The organism is Brevundimonas sp. (assembly GCF_029945885.1).
Taxonomy (GTDB): Bacteria; Pseudomonadota; Alphaproteobacteria; order Caulobacterales; family Caulobacteraceae; genus Brevundimonas.
Genome location: NZ_JAQSDK010000037.1, coordinates 256677 through 274270, shown reverse-complemented (window position 1 = coordinate 274270; position 17594 = coordinate 256677). Strand labels below are relative to the sequence as shown.

At 70.5% G+C, this 17594-nt stretch carries 15 protein-coding genes; 10 read left to right on the top strand and 5 right to left on the bottom strand.

What is annotated here, in order from left to right; translation table 11 throughout:
* Positions 1-5: 5 nt before the first annotated feature.
* The gene (locus PSV00_RS14275) at positions 6-1025 is read right to left on the bottom strand and encodes a mechanosensitive ion channel domain-containing protein (protein WP_300448494.1); all 1020 of its coding nucleotides are present in this window, start codon (positions 1023-1025) and stop codon (positions 6-8) included.
* Positions 1026-1091: 66 nt separating this feature from the next.
* Positions 1092-2177: a hypothetical protein gene (locus tag PSV00_RS14270; RefSeq protein ID WP_300448491.1), complete on the bottom strand. Its 1086-nt coding sequence runs from the start codon at positions 2175-2177 to the stop codon at positions 1092-1094.
* 123 nt (positions 2178-2300) lie between these two features.
* Between PSV00_RS14270 and PSV00_RS14265 the strand changes: the two genes are divergently transcribed.
* The 6 genes from PSV00_RS14265 to PSV00_RS14240 all read left to right on the top strand — a co-directional run bounded on the left by PSV00_RS14265 (position 2301) and on the right by PSV00_RS14240 (position 8886).
* Positions 2301-3596 (top strand): dicarboxylate/amino acid:cation symporter, encoded by a 1296-nt coding sequence (locus tag PSV00_RS14265; RefSeq protein ID WP_300448488.1) that lies wholly within the window; start codon positions 2301-2303, stop codon positions 3594-3596.
* A gap of 134 nt (positions 3597-3730) precedes the next feature.
* Positions 3731-4060: a PadR family transcriptional regulator gene (locus tag PSV00_RS14260; RefSeq protein ID WP_300448485.1), complete on the top strand. Its 330-nt coding sequence runs from the start codon at positions 3731-3733 to the stop codon at positions 4058-4060.
* A 31-nt stretch (positions 4061-4091) separates the two neighbouring features.
* The gene (locus tag PSV00_RS14255) at positions 4092-5261 is read left to right on the top strand and encodes a hypothetical protein (RefSeq protein ID WP_300448482.1); all 1170 of its coding nucleotides are present in this window, start codon (positions 4092-4094) and stop codon (positions 5259-5261) included.
* Positions 5262-5337: 76 nt separating this feature from the next.
* Positions 5338-7113 (top strand): SLC13 family permease, encoded by a 1776-nt coding sequence (locus PSV00_RS14250; RefSeq protein ID WP_300448479.1) that lies wholly within the window; start codon positions 5338-5340, stop codon positions 7111-7113.
* Between the two features lie 158 nt (positions 7114-7271).
* Entirely contained in the window at positions 7272-8387 is a 1116-nt protein-coding gene (locus PSV00_RS14245) for an Ada metal-binding domain-containing protein (protein WP_300448476.1), read from the top strand.
* The gene (locus PSV00_RS14240) at positions 8368-8886 is read left to right on the top strand and encodes a methylated-DNA--[protein]-cysteine S-methyltransferase (RefSeq protein ID WP_300448473.1); all 519 of its coding nucleotides are present in this window, start codon (positions 8368-8370) and stop codon (positions 8884-8886) included. The genes PSV00_RS14245 and PSV00_RS14240 overlap by 20 nt, the downstream gene beginning before the upstream one ends.
* 2 nt (positions 8887-8888) lie before the next feature.
* Here PSV00_RS14240 and ilvA read toward each other — a convergent pair whose 3' ends face one another.
* A complete protein-coding gene (ilvA, locus tag PSV00_RS14235) occupies positions 8889-10403 on the bottom strand; it encodes a threonine ammonia-lyase, biosynthetic (RefSeq protein ID WP_300448470.1) in 1515 nt (504 codons plus the stop codon).
* Between the two features lie 226 nt (positions 10404-10629).
* Here ilvA and nadA point away from each other — a divergent pair, with 226 nt between their 5' ends.
* The 4 genes from nadA to nadC all read left to right on the top strand — a co-directional run bounded on the left by nadA (position 10630) and on the right by nadC (position 15053).
* On the top strand, positions 10630-11715 hold the full coding sequence (gene nadA / locus PSV00_RS14230; protein WP_300448468.1) for a quinolinate synthase NadA: 1086 nt from the start codon (positions 10630-10632) through the stop codon (positions 11713-11715).
* A 109-nt stretch (positions 11716-11824) separates the two neighbouring features.
* Entirely contained in the window at positions 11825-12673 is an 849-nt protein-coding gene (locus PSV00_RS14225; protein ID WP_300448465.1) for a site-2 protease family protein, read from the top strand.
* Positions 12670-14193, top strand: a complete 1524-nt coding sequence (locus tag PSV00_RS14220; protein ID WP_300448462.1) for an L-aspartate oxidase — start codon at positions 12670-12672, stop codon at positions 14191-14193. Before PSV00_RS14225 ends, PSV00_RS14220 begins: the two co-directional genes overlap by 4 nt.
* A complete protein-coding gene (gene nadC / locus PSV00_RS14215) occupies positions 14190-15053 on the top strand; it encodes a carboxylating nicotinate-nucleotide diphosphorylase (RefSeq protein ID WP_300448459.1) in 864 nt (287 codons plus the stop codon). The genes PSV00_RS14220 and nadC overlap by 4 nt, the downstream gene beginning before the upstream one ends.
* Here the strand turns inward: nadC and PSV00_RS14210 are convergent.
* Positions 15001-16179, bottom strand: a complete 1179-nt coding sequence (locus tag PSV00_RS14210) for an acyltransferase (RefSeq protein ID WP_300448457.1) — start codon at positions 16177-16179, stop codon at positions 15001-15003. The genes nadC and PSV00_RS14210 overlap by 53 nt on opposite strands.
* 119 nt (positions 16180-16298) lie before the next feature.
* Entirely contained in the window at positions 16299-17480 is a 1182-nt protein-coding gene (locus PSV00_RS14205; protein ID WP_300448454.1) for a cell wall hydrolase, read from the bottom strand.
* Positions 17481-17594: the final 114 nt, after the last annotated feature.

The following is a 17594-nucleotide window of genomic DNA, read 5'->3' as shown; positions in this document are numbered from 1 at the left end:
CGGCCTCAGTCCGCGTCCGGCTTCTCCGCCTCGCCCTCGGGCGTGGGGTCCGCGGCCGGCTGGGCCAGTTCCTCGGCGGCGTCGTTGGCGGTCGGGGTCTGGGCGGTGGCCGGGCGCGGGGCGGGACGCGGGTGTTTCAGCCCCATCACGTCCAGCCCGTCGTCGCCGGCATGGCCGAATACGCTGCGCAGGTGCAGGTCGGTCTGGGGGAAGGGGATTTCGATGCCGGCGGCGTCCAGGGCGTCGGCGATGGCCCAGGTATAGGCCGCGTGCATGGCCGCCGGGCGTTTGACCGCATCCAGGGTCGGCCAGACCAGCAGTTCGAAATTGAGGCTGGAGTCGCCGAAACCGATCAGCCAGACCTGACTCTTGCGCGTCTCGGTCTCGGGCAGGGTGAAGGGGCTGGCGCGGGCCGCGGCCAGCACGGCATCGCGCACGGCCGCCCGGTCCGATCCGTAGGCGACGCCGAAGGGGATGTGGATGCGGCGGGTGTCGCCCTTCAGCGTCCAGTTGGTGACCGTGCCCTCGATCAGTTTCGAATTGGGCACGACGACGTCGATATTGTCGTTGTTGCGGATCCGGGTCGCGCGCGGGCCGATCTCGGCGATGATGCCGCGCGCGCCCTCCAGCTCGACATAGTCGCCGACCGAAACCATCCCGTCGAAGATGATGAACAGGCCCGAGACGAACTCCTTGACCACCCCCTGCAGGCCGAGCCCCAGGCCGATGCCGATGGCCCCGGCGAACACCGCCAGCGACGACAGGTTCAGCCCGGCCGTCGACAGGGCCATCATCACCCCGGTGACGATGATGCCGTAGCCGGCCAGCTTCTCCAGCAGATACAGGGCCCCGGTGGCCCGCCGCGCCCTCACCCGCAACCGCCGGATGCCGCGTGTCACCAGCCAGGCCAGGGCAATCGCCACCCCGACCACGATCAGGGCGCTGACAACCCCGCCCAGGGTCAGGGAGATATGGCCCAGCTTGATCAGCCGGGTATCCTCGAGGGCGGTCAGGTCAGGCAGCATCGGTCCAGTGTGAGGCCCCGGGCGGGGGCGTCAAGGGCGGGGGGCACCCCCGCCCGCGACCGTGCGTCAGCGGCGCGCCTGGTCGACGCGGTTCTCCAGGTCGGACCAGCGGCGGGTCAGGTCGCTCAGCTCGGCACGCAGGCGGATGGCCTCGCTGCGGCTGATGCGGCCGTTGCGCTCGCCGGCGCTGATATTGGCCTCGATCCGGGCCGCGCGCGGATCGTTTCCATAGCTGTTGCCGTAGCCGCTGTCATAGCCGTCGCCGACGCGGCGGTTCAGCTCGGCCAGGCGGTTGCTCAGGTCCTGCTGTTCGCGGTCGCTGATGCCGTCCCGACGATAGCCGTCCTCGATCCGCACCAGGGCGTCGAAATCCGCCCGCAGCCGCACGGCCTCGTAGCGACTGACGGTGCGATTGCGCTCGGCCGTGTCGACCCGGGCCATGAACTGGTTGCGTTGCTGGCTCAACGGCTCCCAGCCCCAGGTCTGGCCGTCGGCGCGCTGGTCGTCGACGCGCTGCGACAGGGCATTGTAGCGCTGGCGCAGGTCGTTGCGTTCGTCGGTGGTCAGCCGGCCGTCGGCGGCATAGCGGGTCTCCAGCTGCACCAGGCCGTCATAGTCGTTGCGCAGGCGCGACGCCTCGGTCCGGGTCAGGGAGCCGTCGCGCACCCCGGCGTCGATCCGGGCCTCCAGCGCCACCCGCTGTTCGTTCAGCGGCCGACGCCCCTGCTGATAGGCGTCGTCCATCTGCTGGTTCGAGCCATAGCCATTGCCGAACACCGCGCCCAGCAGGGCCCCGATCACCCCGCCCTCGACCGGTCCGGTCGTGGTCTGGCCGCCATAGTTGCCGTCATCCGGATACAGGGGGCCGGTCGTCGCCGTGGCCCCGGTGCAGCTCAGCACGCCGCCGCGGTTGATAAGGTCCGAGCGGCAGTCGACGACGCGGATCGCGCTCCAGCGCCAGCCGCCCTGGGTCTGGCATTCGGCCGAGACATAGCCGTTGGCCATGGTCTCGACATTGCGACACGACGACGGCACCGGACGGTTCTGGCTGCCATAGGGGGTGTAGCCAGTCTGGGCCGAGGCGGTGCCGGCGGCCGACAGGGCCAGGGCCCCGGCGGCGAGGGCGGTCAGGGTGCGGTTGGAAACGGTCATGGCGGGTCTTTCCGGTGAACGGGGTTACCGGGAGAACGGCAGTGGGCGGGGAAGGTTGCGGGAAGAGGCGTGCTCCCCGCTTTTCCGGTTCCCGTCGGCACCCGGCCCCGCTAGCGTCGTTCCATGACCCAGACTCCCGTTCACGCCCCGCCGCCGAACCGTATGCGCGCCCTGCTGTCGTCGCTGAGTGTGCGGGTGCTGGCGGCCCTGGCCCTGGGGTTGGCGGCGGGGGCGGTGGCCGAGGTCCGGGGCATTCCCGGCGGGACCGGGACCACGGGGATGATCGACGCGATCGGCCAGCTGTGGCTGAACGCCCTGCGCATGACCATCGTGCCGCTGGTGTTCGCCCTGCTGGTGGTCGGTATCGCCTCGATCTCGGACGCGGCCCACACCGGGCGGCTGGCGCGGCGGGCGCTGGTCTGGTTCCTGGTGCTGATCTCGGCGGCCTGTGTCTATGCGGTGCTGGCGGCCTATGGGCTGCTGGCCCTGTGGCCGATCGATCCCGAGGGCGGGGCGCGGCTGCTGGCGGGCGTTCCGCCGGCCCCGGACAATATCGGTGCGGTCGCCCCCTTTTCGGAATTCGTCAAGACCATCGCCCCGTCCAATGTGCTGCGGGCCGCGGCCGAGGATGCCATCCTCGGCCTGGTGGTGTTCGCCGCCTTCTTCGGCTTTGCCCTGACGCGGTTGCCCGACCGGCTGAAGGTGCCGCTGGTGACCCTGTTCGAGGCAGTCAGCGAGGCGATGATCGTCATCGTCCGCTGGGTGCTGCTGGCGGCACCCGTGGGGGTGTTCGCCCTGGCCATGGGGGTTGGGCTGACCGCCGGTGTGTCGGCGGCCGGGACCCTGGCCCACTATGTGGCCATCGTGTCGCTGAGCGTGATCGGCATGATCCTGCTCTGCTATCCGCTGGCGGTGGGGTTCGGCCGGGTCGGCCTGGCCAGATTTGCCCGCGCCGTGGCCCCGGCCCAGGTGGTGGCGGTTTCGACCCAGTCGTCCCTGGCCAGTCTACCGGTCATGGTCGAGCGCGCTGTCGACGAGCTGGAGGTCAGCCGCCAGACCGCCGGCCTCGTGCTGCCGCTGGCGGTCGCCCTGTTCCGGATGACCAGTCCGGTCGCCAACCTGGCCGTGGTCATCTATTGCGCCCATCTGTTCGGGCTGGAGCCGTCGCTGGGCCAGATCGGCGCGGCCATGCTGACGGCCATACTGATCAGTATCGGCTCGGTCGGCCTGCCCGGCCAGATCAGCTTCTTCGCCAGTGTTGCCCCGATCTGCATCGCCATGGGGGTGCCGCTGGAGATGCTGCCCCTGCTGCTGGCGGTCGAGGTCATCCCCGACATCTTCCGCACCGTCGGCAATGTCACCGCCGACCTGACGGTGACGCGGATCGTCAGCCAGGGCGAGGCGGCGGAGGCGGGTTGAGCCTGCCCGCCTGAGCCGACCCGCCACCGGGTTTCCTGTCACCACAGCGCGCGCGGCGTAGCGACTTGACTCGCTCGCACAGTATGCGGCATACACTGTGTATCACACACTATGTGACGTGAGTGGGGACCAGCATGACCGTCGATCCTGACCTGTTTGAATCGATGCGACTGGAGCTGCGGCGCGGCTCGCTGGTGCTGGCCGTCCTGGCCTGCCTCAGGACCGAACGCTACGGCTATACGCTGCGCCAGGCCCTGGCCGCCGACGGGCTGGAGATGGAGGAGAGCACCCTCTATCCGCTGCTGCGCCGGCTGGAGAGCCAGGGGCTGCTGAGCAGCGAATGGCGCGAGGAGGAGAAGCGCAAGAAACGCTTCTACGTCCTGTCGCCGATGGGCACGGCCATGCTGGCGGCCCTGATCGACGAATGGCGGGGCATCAATGTCTCGCTCGAAAAAATTCTCTGAACACTGACATCCGCAAGCCGGGGGACCCGACATGGATATGATCGACCGCTATCTGAACGCCGTCGCCGCGCAGCTACCCGCCGGGGAGCGCGCCGACATCATCGCCGAACTGCGCGACCTGATCCTGAGCCGGTTCGAGGCGAAGGAAGAGGCGCTGGGCCGGCCCCTGACCGGGGACGAGCAGGAGGACATCCTGCACGAGATCGGTCATCCGTTGGTCGTGGCCGGCCGCTACCGCAAGGGCCCCCAGGCCCTGGTCGGGCCCGAGTTGTTCCCCTACTGGCTGTTCGGGGTCAAGGCGGGGCTGCTGATCCTGCTGGCCGTGCAGGCGCTGGCCCTGCTGGTGCGGGTTCTGGCGGGCTCGGAGGCGCTCGGTCAGGCCCTGGGTCACAGTATCAATGGCCTGATCGGCAGCGGCCTGACCCTGGTCGGCGTGGCCACGGTGGTGGCGGCGGTGATCGAACACTACGGCCTGAGGCCGAAATGGCTGACCCAGTGGCGGGTCAAGGATCTGGACGCCTTCGGCCTGGCCGACCCGTCGCGCTGGCGTGCGGCCATGGGCGGCATGGGCGGCGGCATGGGCAAGGAAGACAGCGGTACCGCGGATGCGGACAGCGTCGGTCGCAAGTCCGCCTGGTCCGGATCCGGTCTCGACTGGTCGGGACAGGGCAAACGCGCATGGCCCGGCAGCGAGCATCTGCTGTCGCTGGTTGCCAACGGCCTGTTTGCGGCCTGGTGGACCGGGCTGATCCACGCACCCGGCCTGTCGCTGATCAGTGTCGACGGTGCCGAGGCTGTGGTCGCGGGTGGCCCGATATGGGCGGCGTTGCACACCACCATCCTGGTCTATGTGCTGGCGCGGATGGCGGCCGACCTGTTCGGCCTGCTGCGGCCCCAGGCGGTCCGGCTGCTGGCGGTGGCGCAGATCGCCGTGGCCGCGGGCGGCCTGTGGCTGGCCCAACTGATCTTTCAGGCCCGTCACTGGTTCACCCTGACCCTGGGCGGCGAGAGTGCGCGGATCGAGGGCTATGTGCCGATCATCTGGGACCGCGAAGGTCTGGCCTGGCTGGGCCTGCACGGCCGCAGCCTGGCCGACATGAGCCAGGATCTGGCCATGGTCCTGAGCTGGGGTCTGGCCCTGATCGTCCTGGGCCTGATCTGGGAAATACTGACCGCCGCCTGGCGTCTGGTTCGCGGCTGACCCGGCGACGGAGCGATAATCGATGCGGTGCGTTCAGCCCCGGCGGCACTCCAGCCGTCGGGGCTGAGGCACAGGCGTGACACTGCAACAGGGACTGGCCTTCGGGCTGGTGGGACTGACCATCGCCGGCTTCGTCTGGGGCCGGTTCCGCTATGACCTGATCGCCCTCGCGGCCCTGGTCGTCGGCATGGTGGTGGGCGTGGTCCCGACCGAGGCCGCCTTCGACGGCTTTCGCAACGACATCACCATCATCATCGCCGCCGCCCTGGTCGTGTCGGCGGCCTTCTCGCGCTCGGGCATCGTCGAACTGGCGCTGCGACGGCTGCTGCCGCTGCTGAAGACCGAGAAGAGCCAGGTGCCGGTGCTGACCGGGGCGGTGACCCTGCTGTCGATGGTGACCAAGAATGTCGGGGCCCTGGCCATCATGCTGCCGGTGGCCCTGTCGGTCAGTCGCAAGACCGGCAGTTCGCCGTCGCGACTGCTGATGCCGATGGCCTTCGGGGCCATGGCCGGGGGGATGGTGACCCTGGTCGGGACCGCGCCCAATATCATCGTCGCCGGGGTGCGCCAGGACATGCTGGGCCAGCCCTTCGCCATGTTCGACTATGCGCCGGTCGGCCTGGCCCTGACCGCCATCGCCCTGGCCTTTCTGGCCTTCGGCTACCGGCTGCTGCCGAAGGACCGGCAGCGGGTGGCCAGCCTGTCGGACTCGCTGGCGACCAATGCCTATACGACCGAGGTGCGGGTGCCCGACGACTGGGCCCCCGGCAAGCGGACGGTCACCGAACTGGTGATCAGCGCGGGCGGGGCGGTGCGTATTCTCGCGGTGATCCGGGACGGGCGGCGCATGGCGCGGCCGCGTGGCAATGTGGTCGTGCGGGCCAGTGACCTGATCGTGCTGGACGGCGAGGCCGAGGCGCTGGATGCGTTCGTCAGACGTTCGGGCCTGACCCTGGCGGGGGATCACCGGCCGATCCCCCGCCAGGCCCCGACCGAGGACATCCGTGTGATCGAGGCGGTGGTGGGTCTGAACTCGCCGCTGCTGGGCCAGACCCTGGCGGCCTCGGACCTGCACGGCCAGTACGGGATCAATCTGCTGGGGGTGTCGCGCGCCGGCTATCCACTGACCCAGAGACTGCGCAACGCCCGGCTGCGCCAGGGCGACATTATCCTGCTGCAGGGCAGCGAGAACAGCCTGCCCGAGGCCCTGGGGGCGCTGGACCTGCTGCCGCTGGCCGAGCGCAGCGTCGGTCTGGGCGGGGTGCGCAAGCGGTTCATGCCGGCGGTGGTCCTGACCGTGGCCATGCTGCTGGTCGGCTTCCAGGTCGTGCCGGTGGCCCCCGCCTTCTTCGGGGCGGCGGTGACCATATTGATGCTGGGCGGGCTGAAGATGAAGGAGGCCTATCAGGCGCTGGACGGACCGCTGCTCGTCCTGATCGCAGCCCTGATTCCGGTGTCGGCGGCGATCCAGACGACCGGTGGATCCGACCTGATCGCCAATGCCCTGGGCGGGCTGTTCCAGGGGATGCCCGGACTGGCGGCGGTGGCGGCCCTGATGGTCGCGGCCATGGCGGTGACACCGTTCCTGAACAATGCCGCCACCGTGCTGATCCTGGCCCCGATCGGGGCGACGCTGGCGACGCGGCTGGGCTTTGTGCCGGACGCCTTCCTGATGGCGGTGGCGGTCGGGGCAGCGTGCGACTTCCTGACCCCGGTCGGGCACCAGTGCAATACGCTGGTCATGGGCCCCGGGGGCTATCGCTTCGGTGACTATGCCCGGCTGGGCGCGCCGCTGAGCCTGCTGGTGCTGCTGGCGGGTCCGCCGCTGATCCTGCTGTTCTGGCCGCTTTAGGTTTGGGCCGCGGTCACAGGGCTCCGCCCTGTCGACCCGACGCGGCTTTCTGTTTGGGCCGCGGTCACAGGGATCCGCCCTGTCGACCCGACGCGGCCTGATCCATCCATGTCCGAAAACCGCGAGACAGGGGCGGGGCTTGGGTTCACTCTGCGGCCATGGAAACGCCGCCGCCCCTCGATCAGGATGCCTGCTATCGCGCCGTCGTCACGCGCGACGTTCGCTTTGACGGGCGGTTCTTCGGCTGTGTGAAGACGACCGGGATCTATTGCCGGCCGGTCTGTCCGGCGCGGACGCCCCGGCGTGAGAACATGACCTTCGTGGCCACGGCGGCGGCGGCCGAGGCGGCGGGCTTTCGCGCCTGCCTGCGCTGTCGACCCGAGACGGCCCCCGATCTGGGCGCGTGGCGCGGCACCTCCAACACCGTCAGCCGGGCCCTGGCCCTGATCGAGGCGGGAGCGATGGATGCGGCCGACGTCGACGCCCTGGCCGGACGGCTGGGGGTCGGCGAGCGCCAGCTGCGGCGGCTGTTCCGCCAGCATCTGGGGGTGGCCCCGGTCAGTGTGGCCCAGACCCGGCGGGTGCTGCTGGCCAAGGCCCTGCTGCACGAGACCGACCTGACCATGGCCGAGGTGGCCCATGCCGCCGGCTTCGGCAGTGTGCGGCGCTTCAACGAGACCTTCCAGACCCTGTACGACCGCCCGCCCTCGGCCCTGCGCCGCCGCGCCGAACGGCCCTCGGACGGCGGGGTGCGGCTGAGCCTGTCGTACCGGGAGCCCTGTGACCTTGGCGGGTTGATGGGCGCCCTGGCGGCGCGGGGTGACACGGTCGGGGACGGGCGCTGGACGCGACCGCTGACGCCGGGCGTCGACGGTGCGGCGGGCCGGGTGACGGTGAGCCTGACCGGGCCCGGACGGCTGGCGGTGGCGATCGAGGCTGGAGACCTGAAGGTCCTGCCCGGGGTTCTGGCCCGGGTCCGGCGGGTGTTCGACCTGTCCGCCGACCCGGATGCGATCGCCCGCGACCTGTCGGCCGATCCGCTGCTGGCCCCGCTGGTGGCGAAGCGGCCGGGGCTGCGGCTGCCGGGGGCCTGGATCGACACGGGCGAGGACGCGCCCAGCGACCGGCTGGCGGGGGCCGGACCGGCCCTGACGCGGCGGGCGCAGCGCTGGCGACCGTGGCGGGCCTATGGGGCGCTGCACCTGGCGGTCGCCGGCATCAGTGAAACCGATCTGGATCAGATGGAGAAGACCGATGACCGTCAGGCAGCCTGAACACTGGACGCTGGAGCGGATTTCCACCCCGGTGGGGACGGTGCTGCTGGTTACCGACGGCGAGGGGGCCGTGCGGGCGCTGGATTTCGACGACTATGAGCCCCGTATGCTGCGGCTGCTGGCGCGTCACTACGGGCCGGTGGTTCTGAGCCCGGGCGCGAGTCCGGCCCCGGTACGGGCCGCCATCGCCGCCTATTTCGCCGGTGACCGGCAGGCGCTGGACGGCATCGCGGTGCGCACCGGCGGCACCGAATTCCAGCGTCAGGTCTGGGCCGCCCTGCGCGCCATCCCGGCGGGCGAGACACGCAGCTATGGCCAGTTGGCCGCGTCCATCGACCGGCCGAAGGCAGTGCGGGCCGTGGGCCTGGCCAATGGCGCCAATCCGGTCGGGATCATCGTGCCCTGCCACCGGGTCATCGGCACCAATGGATCCCTGACCGGCTATGCCGGGGGGCTGGAGCGCAAGAAATGGCTGCTGGCGCACGAGGCGCGGGCCTGAACTCAGGTCCCGTCGAGAAACAGCCGCGTGGCCGGGTTGTCGGTCTCATCGACATAGGGATAGCCCAGCCGGTCCAGGGCGGCGTGGAGGGCGTCGAGTTCAGCCGGTGGGGCGGAAATGCCGGCCAGGACCCGGCCGATATCATCGCCGTGGTTGCGATAGTGGAACAGGGTCAGGTTCCAGGCGGGCTGAAGACTGTTCAGGAAGCCGAGGAAGGCCCCCGGCCTTTCGGGAAATTGGAAGCGCAGGATGCGTTCGCCCGGCAGGCCCGAGGCGCGGCCGCCGACCATGTAGCGGACGTGCAGCTTGGCGGTCTCGTTGTCGCTCATGTCCTCGACCACATAGCCGCCGCCGCGCAGGGCGGCGATCAGGTCATCCTTCTCGTGCGGGCCGGAGCGCAGGGCCACGCCGACGAAGATGTGGGCCACGCCCTCACCGGACCAGCGGTAGTTGAACTCGGTGACCGACCGGCCGTCGAGGGTGCGCAGGAAGCGGCTGTAGGCGTCGCGGTCATCGGCCATGGCCACGGCCAGCAGGGCCTCGGCCCCCTCGCCGATCTCGGCCCGTTCGGCGATGTGGCGCAGACGGTCGAAATTGACGTTGGCCCCCGAGTTGACGGCGACGAGGGAGCCGGAGCCCGGATGGGCCGCCGACCAGGTCTTGAGCCCGGCCAGGGCAAGGGCCCCGGACGGTTCGGCGACGGCGCGGCTGTCATCGAAGATGTCCTTGATCGCGGCGCAGATGGCGTCGGTGTCGACGAGGACGATCTCATCCAGCAGGTCGCGGCACAGGCGGAAGGTCTCGGTTCCGGCGCGGCGCACGGCGACGCCGTCGGCGAACAGGCCGACCTGGTCGAGGGTGACCAGTTGGCCCGCATCGATGGCGGCCTTCATGGTCGGGGCATCGACCGGTTCGACGCCGATGATCTTCGTCTCCGGGCGCAGGAAGCGGACGATGGCGGCGACCCCGGCCGCCAGTCCGCCGCCGCCGATCGGCACGAAGACCGCCTCGATGGGGTCCGAATGCTGGCGGACGATCTCCAGCCCGACCGTGCCCTGGCCGGCGATCACCTCGGGATCGTCGAACGGGTGGATGAAGGCCGCGCCGGTCTCGGCCTCGAGGCGGCGGGCCTCGGCATAGGCGTCGTCGAAACTGTCGCCGTGCAGCACGACCTGACCACCCCGGGCCCGGACGGCGGCGACCTTGATGGCCGGGGTGGTCACCGGCATGACGATGGTCGATTTGGCCCCGCGCCGGGTCGCGGCCAGGGCCACGCCCTGGGCATGGTTGCCGGCCGAGGCGCAGATGACGCCGCGCGACAGGGCCTCGGGACTGAGGCCGGCGATCTTGTTCCAGGCCCCCCGGATCTTGAACGAAAAGACCGGCTGCAGATCCTCGCGCTTGAGCCGCACCGGTCGCCCCAGTCGTGCGGACAGGCGCGGCAGCGGATCGAGCGGGGTCTCGATGGCGACGTCATAGACGCGCGCGGTCAGGATGCGACGGATAGTTTCTTGCATGGGAAGGAGTGCTGGTGGAGGTTTCGGGGTGGGTTTATCCGCCCTTGTAGGGCTTCTGGATCAAAAGTCGCCGTTAAATGGCCGGGGTTCCTCTGCGGCCCGTGGCGGATCCGGCCCGGGGACGGACCGGTTTTCCCGATACGGTCTGTCGATACGGCCCTTGCATTCCGGGGGCGGGGGCCTACATTGACTGCACTTATGCTACTTCTGAGCATAAGGTGGAGGAATGGTGATGGCGAACGGCATGTTCGGTTTGTCGGAGAGCACGGCGCGCGAGACCGCGCCGGTCTGGGACAAGGTCAAGGATTTCGTCACCCCGATGGAGTGGCCGGCCCAGGCCGAGCTGATCGTCGAGATCAACCGGCTCAAGCGCGAGCGCGACGCCGTCATCCTGGCCCACAACTATATGACGCCCGAGATCTTCCACGGGGTCGGCGACTATGTCGGGGACAGCCTGGGCCTGGCCAAGGAGGCGGCCCGGTCGAAGGCGAAGGTCATCGTCCAGGCCGGCGTGCATTTCATGGCCGAGACCTCGAAGATTCTGAGCCCCGACAAGACGGTGCTGATCCCCGACCTGAAGGCCGGCTGTTCGCTGGCCGAGTCGATCACCGGGGCCGACGTGCGGCTGATCAAACAGCGCCATCCGGGCCTGCCGGTGGTCACCTATGTGAACACCACCGCCGACGTGAAGGCCGAGACCGACATCTGTTGCACCAGCGCCAATGCGGTGCAGGTGGTCGAATGGGCGGCCCGGGAATGGGGCGTCGACAAGGTCATCCTGATCCCCGACGAATTCCTCGCCCGCAACGTCGCCGCCCAGACCCATGTCGGCATCATCGCCTGGAAGGGCCGCTGCATCGTCCACGAACGCTTCACCGCGGCCGACATCGCCGAGATGCGCGCGGCCTATCCCGACGCCGAGATCCTGGCCCATCCGGAATGCCCGGAAGAGGTGCTGGCCGCCTCGGACTTCGCCGGATCGACGGCGGCCCTGATCGACCATGTCACCGCGCGCCGGCCGAAACAGGTGGTGCTGCTGACCGAATGTTCGATGGCCGCCAACATCGCCGGGGACGTCCCCGGGGTCCAATTCATCGGCCCCTGCAACCTGTGCCCCTATATGAAGCGGATCACGCTGGAGAATATCCGCGACTGCCTGGTCAACATGCAGTTCGAGGTCACCGTGCCCGAGGCCATGATCGCCCCGGCGCAGCGTGCGGTGCAGCGGATGATCGACCTGCCGCCGCCGGCGGTTCCGGCGCGCTATGACATGATCAAGGCCCGTCACCATGTCGCCGTGGAGCTGATCTGATGCACTATGTTGCCCCTGTCCGGCTCGTCGCCACGGTGGAGCCGAAGACCCTGAAGCTGATGGCCCTGCTGGTCTCCTGGCTGGCCGCGGGACGCCCGGCGGCGACCTCATGAGCGACGACACCCCCCCCGTCCGGCGCGGTCCCTGGGACGCCCCGGCCACCACACCCGCGGCCCCGGCGGTGCCGGCGGCCCGTTCCGGCGGTGCCGCGCCCGAGGTCGCCGGCCAGTCGCTGGTCTGGGCCCTGGTCTCGACGGCCCTGCTGGGGGCCTTCCTCTGGTATTTCAGCGGCAGCTGGGTGGTGGCCGTGGCCGCCATCTGGGGCCTGCTGGTGCATGAGTACGGCCATGTTCTGGCGATGAACCGTTACGGCATGGGCCCGGCGAAGATCTACATCATCCCCTTCCTCGGCGGGATGGCCCGGGGCCAGCGCCTGCCCGACAGCGAATGGGAGGGGGTCAAGGTCTCACTGGCCGGACCGGCCTTCGGCCTGCTGGCCGCCATACCCTTCTTCATCCTGTTCCTCGTGCTGGGCGGCAAGGTCTGGCTGCTGGGCGCGGCGGTGATCGCGGCGATCAATCTGGTCAATCTGGCTCCGGCCCCGCCGCTGGACGGCTCGCGGGCCCTCGGTCCTGTGCTCGCCCGGATTCATCCGATGGTCGAGAAGGGGGCGATGATCGCCATGGGGGCGCTGGTCGTGCTCTGGGGCATCTCCAACGGCAGCTATATCTTCGCCGGCTTCCTCGCCCTGGCCCTGTTCGGCCATCTTCGCCGCGGGGCCTGGCGTCCCGAAGGCCGGCCGCTGAGCGCCGCCGAAGCCGGCTACAGCGTCGGTCTGTTCGTGCTGGCCGCCGTGGCCTGTGTCGGGGTGGCGCTGGCGGCCCTGATCCCGCTGGGTGACGGCACCCTTTCGGGAGGACTGGCCATCGGTCGCAACTATCTGGACTTCGGCCGGTGAGCCGGATCCATCACGACGGTCCGGTCATCGTCGGCGGCGGCCTGGCCGGTCTGTCGGCGGCGCTGGAGGCGGCTCCGCGCAAGGTGCTGGTGATCACCCCCGCCCCCCTGCTGCAGGCCTGTTCCTCAGCCTGGGCCCAGGGCGGGGTGGCGGCGGCCCTGTCGGCCGGTGACGCCCCGGCCCTGCATGCGGCCGACACGACGGCGGCGGGAGCCGGTCTGGTCGAGGCCGAGGCGACCCGCACCCTGACCGGCGACGGTCGGGCGACGGTGGAATGGCTGGCGAAGCTGGGCGCGCCGTTCGACCGCGACGCGGACGGCGGGTTCGAGGTCAGTCTGGAAGCGGCCCATTCGCGGGCCCGGGTGGCCCGGGTCGGCGGCGACGGGGCCGGGCGCGCCATCCTGTCGGCCCTGGTCACGGCGGTGCGCGCCGCCGATCATATCGAGGTCTGGGAGGACGGCCGGCTGAAGAGCCTGATCCAGGACACCACCGGACGGGTGCGGGGCGTGCTGGTGACGCGCGGCGACCGGCAGGTCGAGGTGCTGGCCCCGGCCGTGGTGCTGGCCACCGGCGGCGTGGGCGGGCTGTTCGCGGCCACCACCACCCCTGCGGCCCTGCTGGGCGAGGGCATGGCCCTGGCCTGGCAAGCGGGCGCGGAAATCCTCGACCCCGAATTCGTGCAGTTCCACCCGACCGCCATCGATGTCGGTCTCGACCCCATGCCGCTGGCCACCGAGGCCCTGCGTGGTGAGGGGGCGCGACTGCTTGATCGTGACGGCCGGTTCCTGCTCGGCGACGAACCGGGAGCCGACCTGCAGTCGCGCGACGTCGTGGCCCGGGCCGTCCATGCGGCGCGGGTCGCGGGACGCGGAGCCTTCCTCGACTGTCGCACCGCCATCGGCGCGAAATTCCCCGAGGAATTCCCGGCCGTGTTTTCCGCCTGTATGCGGGCCGGGCTGGACCCGCGCGAGACACCGATTCCGGTCGCGGCCGCGGCCCATTATCATATGGGCGGCATCGCCGCCGGCACCGACGGGCGCACCAGTCTGCCGGGCCTCTATGCGGTCGGCGAATGCGCGGCGACGGGGGTGCATGGTGCCAATCGGCTGGCCTCCAACTCCCTGCTGGAAGCGGCCGCCTTCGGGCGGCGGACCGGCCAGGCCGCGGCCAGCGAGTTCGGTGGCCAGGGGGCGCTGCTGCCGGTGCGCGCCGGTGTTGACCTGCCGGCGGCGGCCCTGGCCGAGCTGAGGCAGGGTATGAGCGACGGGGCCGGGGTGGTGCGGGACGCGGCGGGGCTGACGGCCCTGGTCGTCCTGATCGACCGGCTGGATGCCCGGTGGCCCGGGGCCGCGCCGGTGACGGCGGCGCGGTTGATCGCCGAGGCGGCCCTGGCCCGGCACGAGAGCCGGGGCGGTCACTGGCGCTCGGACTATCCTGAAACCGCGGCACCGGCCCGCCATACGCGGATCCGGCGCAAGACCGGGGCCGTGACCCCGCCACAGATCGAGGTCGTCTCATGATCCGTCAGCTTCCCGACCTGATGATCGATCCGGTGGTGCGGATGGCCCTGGCCGAGGACCTGGGCCGGGGCGGGGACGTGACCGGCCAGGCCTGTATCCCCGAGGGCGCGCGGATGCGGGCCGTGTTCGCCGCGCGCAAGCCGGGCGTTCTGGCCGGGATCGACTGTGTGCGGCTGGCGGTGCTGGCCATGGATCCGCAGGCGACCATCACCCTGAAGATGCGGGACGGCGAGGCCTTCGCGGCCGGAGACGTGCTGGCCGAGGTCGAGGCCGACGCCCGGGCCTTTCTGGCGGCCGAGCGCACGGCGCTGAACCTGCTGGGGCGGCTGTGCGGCATCGCCACCCTGACCCGGGCCTATGTCGAGGCCATCAAGGGCACGCGGGCGCGCATCGCCGACACCCGCAAGACCACCCCGGGCCTGCGGGCGCTGGAGAAGCACGCCGTGGTCTGCGGCGGCGGTGCCAACCATCGTTTCGGTCTGGATGACGCCATCCTGATCAAGGACAACCATGTGGCCGTGTGCGGCGGGGTCTCGACGGCGGTGCGCCGCGCCCGGGCGGCGGTCGGCCATCTGATGAAGATCGAGGTCGAGGTCGACAGTCTGGAGCAGCTGGATCAGGCCCTGGCCGAGACACCGGACGTGATCATGCTGGATAATTTCAGCCTCGCGGACCTGACCGAGGCCGTGCGGCGGCGCAAGACCAGCCCGTTCGGGGCGGTGATCCTCGAGGCCTCGGGCGGCGTCAATCTGGAGACGGTGGCGGCGATCGCCCGCACCGGAGTCGATGTCATCTCGGTCGGGGCGCTTACGCACTCGGCTCCGGCGCTGGATATCGGGCTGGACGCGACCACCGGCTGAACGGCGACCGCGCTCCGGGTGCGAACAGACGGGCGTTGAGCCAGCGCTGGATCGGGGCGTCGATCAGCCGGTTGTAGAGGTCGGCGACCACCAGGGCGGCGACCCCGGCCCCCAGCCACAGCATCCAGCCCTGCCAGGCGACCGTCTCGAGCGCGGGCAGGCGTCGCACCAGCTGCGGCACGACCAGGCCGAACCAGACGGCCCCGGTCAGGGTGTGGGTCATGAACAGGCTGAAGCTGACCCGCGCGCCCCATTCTGCCCCGGGCAGGGGTCGGGTCACCGGGGCGGCCCCGCTGCCGACGATCACGGTGGCGATGGCCAGGACATTGACCAGGTCCGGCCCGGACAGGGCGGCATTGCCGAGCAGCAGGACGACGCCGGCGAAACCGGTCAGCCGCGCCGATCCCGGACTCCAGGTGCCGGTCTGGACGATCCGGGCCAGGGTCAGGCCGACGAGGAAGAGGGGGGCGGCGCGCACGATGGCCCACTGGAACGGCAGGCTGAACTGTTCCGCGCCCAGCAGGGCGAGGCTGGCCAGGTCGGCCCCGACCAGGATCAGCAGGCCCAGGCCGAGGGCCGTCAGCGGGCGTCGGACATACAGCATTCGCCGCCACAGCCACGGAAAGGCGGCATAGCAGACCAGCAGGGCGGAGATCGTCCAGCTGGGGATGTTCCACTGGCCGCCGCCCTGGCCGAAGACGTGCAGCAACAGGATCTGGGCCGGTACGCCTGACCAGGGGAAGTTTTCGGGATGGTTGGCGGCAACGCCCAGCAGGGCGGCGATGGCGACCATGGCGGTCAGCAGGCCGAGGGTGATCAGATGGGTCGGATAGCAGCGGGTGAACCGCTTCCACCAGAAGCGTCCCGGCGAGACCGTCCCGGCGATGATGGGCGCGCCATAGGCGCGGGCCAGGACGAAGCCTGACAGCATCAGGAAGAAGTCGGTGGCCAGATAGCCTCGACCCAGGCTCTCGTGCAGGGAGGCGATGGCGACCGGGGCCTCATCGCCGAAATGAAACACGACCACGAACAGGGCGGCGAGGAAGCGCAGGCCGTCGAGGGCACCGCCACGGACGGCGCGCACGTTCGGGACGGCAGGGGCGGGGATGGGCGAAGCTGCGGACATGTACTCAACGAACCGGACGTCCCGGAGCGGGACGGGGCGGACTCGCAGGTGCAAACCCGGTGCCGCTCAGACGGTCACGGGAGTCCTGTCGCGGCAGTCGGAGGATCGCGTCGGGGCGATCAGGCCTTGGGCTGGGCGGCCGGGGTGGTGGCGGTCACGGCGGCCGGGACAGTGGCTGCCGGGCGCGGGGCACCGGTCGTCGAGGCCGAGGCTGCGGCGGCGACGGGGGTGGCGGTTGCCGTGACCGGAGCCGGGGCCGGCGTGGCGGCCGGGCGGGCGACGGGCGCGACGGGTGCGGTCTCGGCACGGTCGGCACCGGCCAGACCTTCCTGGGCCAGGACCAGGCTGTAGGCGACGGCCTGACCGGCCTGACGCACCGAGGCGGCCGGATCCATACTGGCCTGGATCAGACGCGGCTGGTCCGCATCGGACGAGGGGCGGGTGGCGTAGTTGAAGGCCGCGCTGGAGCCTGAACGGCCGCCGAAGCGGTAGAACAGGTGGCTGCCGACCTGGTTGACCCGCACCAGGGAGTTGCGCCAGCCGGGCGCGACGCCGGTGGTGTGGAAATGGGTGGCATTGCCAACGCTGGCGAAGACGCTGCCGGACAGGGCCTTGGAGGCTACGTCGCGGGCCCGGTCCCAGGCGACGGGATTGACGCCGCGCCGCATCGAACCGTTGCAGGTGAAGCTGAACTGGCAGCCGGTGCGGCGAGCGGCCCCCTGGAAGACGACGCCGCAGACACTGTTGGGGAAGGCGGGGTGGCGGGCGCGGTTGAGCACGACCTGGGCCACGGCCTTCATACCGTCACGACCTTCGCCGCGAGCTTCGTAATAGACGGCCTGGGTCAGGCATTCGAGGTCACGCGACTCGTCGAGGGCATTGCCGAGACGGAAGGGACGGGCGGCCGAGACGGCCGAGGTCAGGCTGACCTGGCGCAGGCCGGAGCCGGGCTGGTTGCGGAGTTGTTCGAGCCGGGCGGTCAGCAGTTCGGCCTGGCGATCGCGCTGGGCACCGCCGGCGACCGTATAGGGGTCATGACGACGGGCGATGGAGAGGGCGCTGGCGTCGAGGCCCCCGGCAGCGGCCGACAGGGCTTCTTCAGTGAATCCGGCGGCCGTGGCCCCCTCGATACGCTCCGCCTGGGCGCGCACCGTCGTCGCTCTGGCGGCCGAACCGCCCACATAGGCACAGCCGACCGTCAATCCCACCAATGCACCAAAGGCCACTGCTGCCGTCACGGGCCGAATACGGGCCGCGCGATCGATGTGCAGGGACACACGCTGGTGCGAGGGATGCGACAAAGGCTCAATCCTGTTCCGCAGGGCGCAATGCCGCCCCTGAAAATCTTCATTCGGTACTGGTCGACTCACGCAAGCAAGTCGCGATCCAGCACCGGATATCGACAGTCGGCGAAC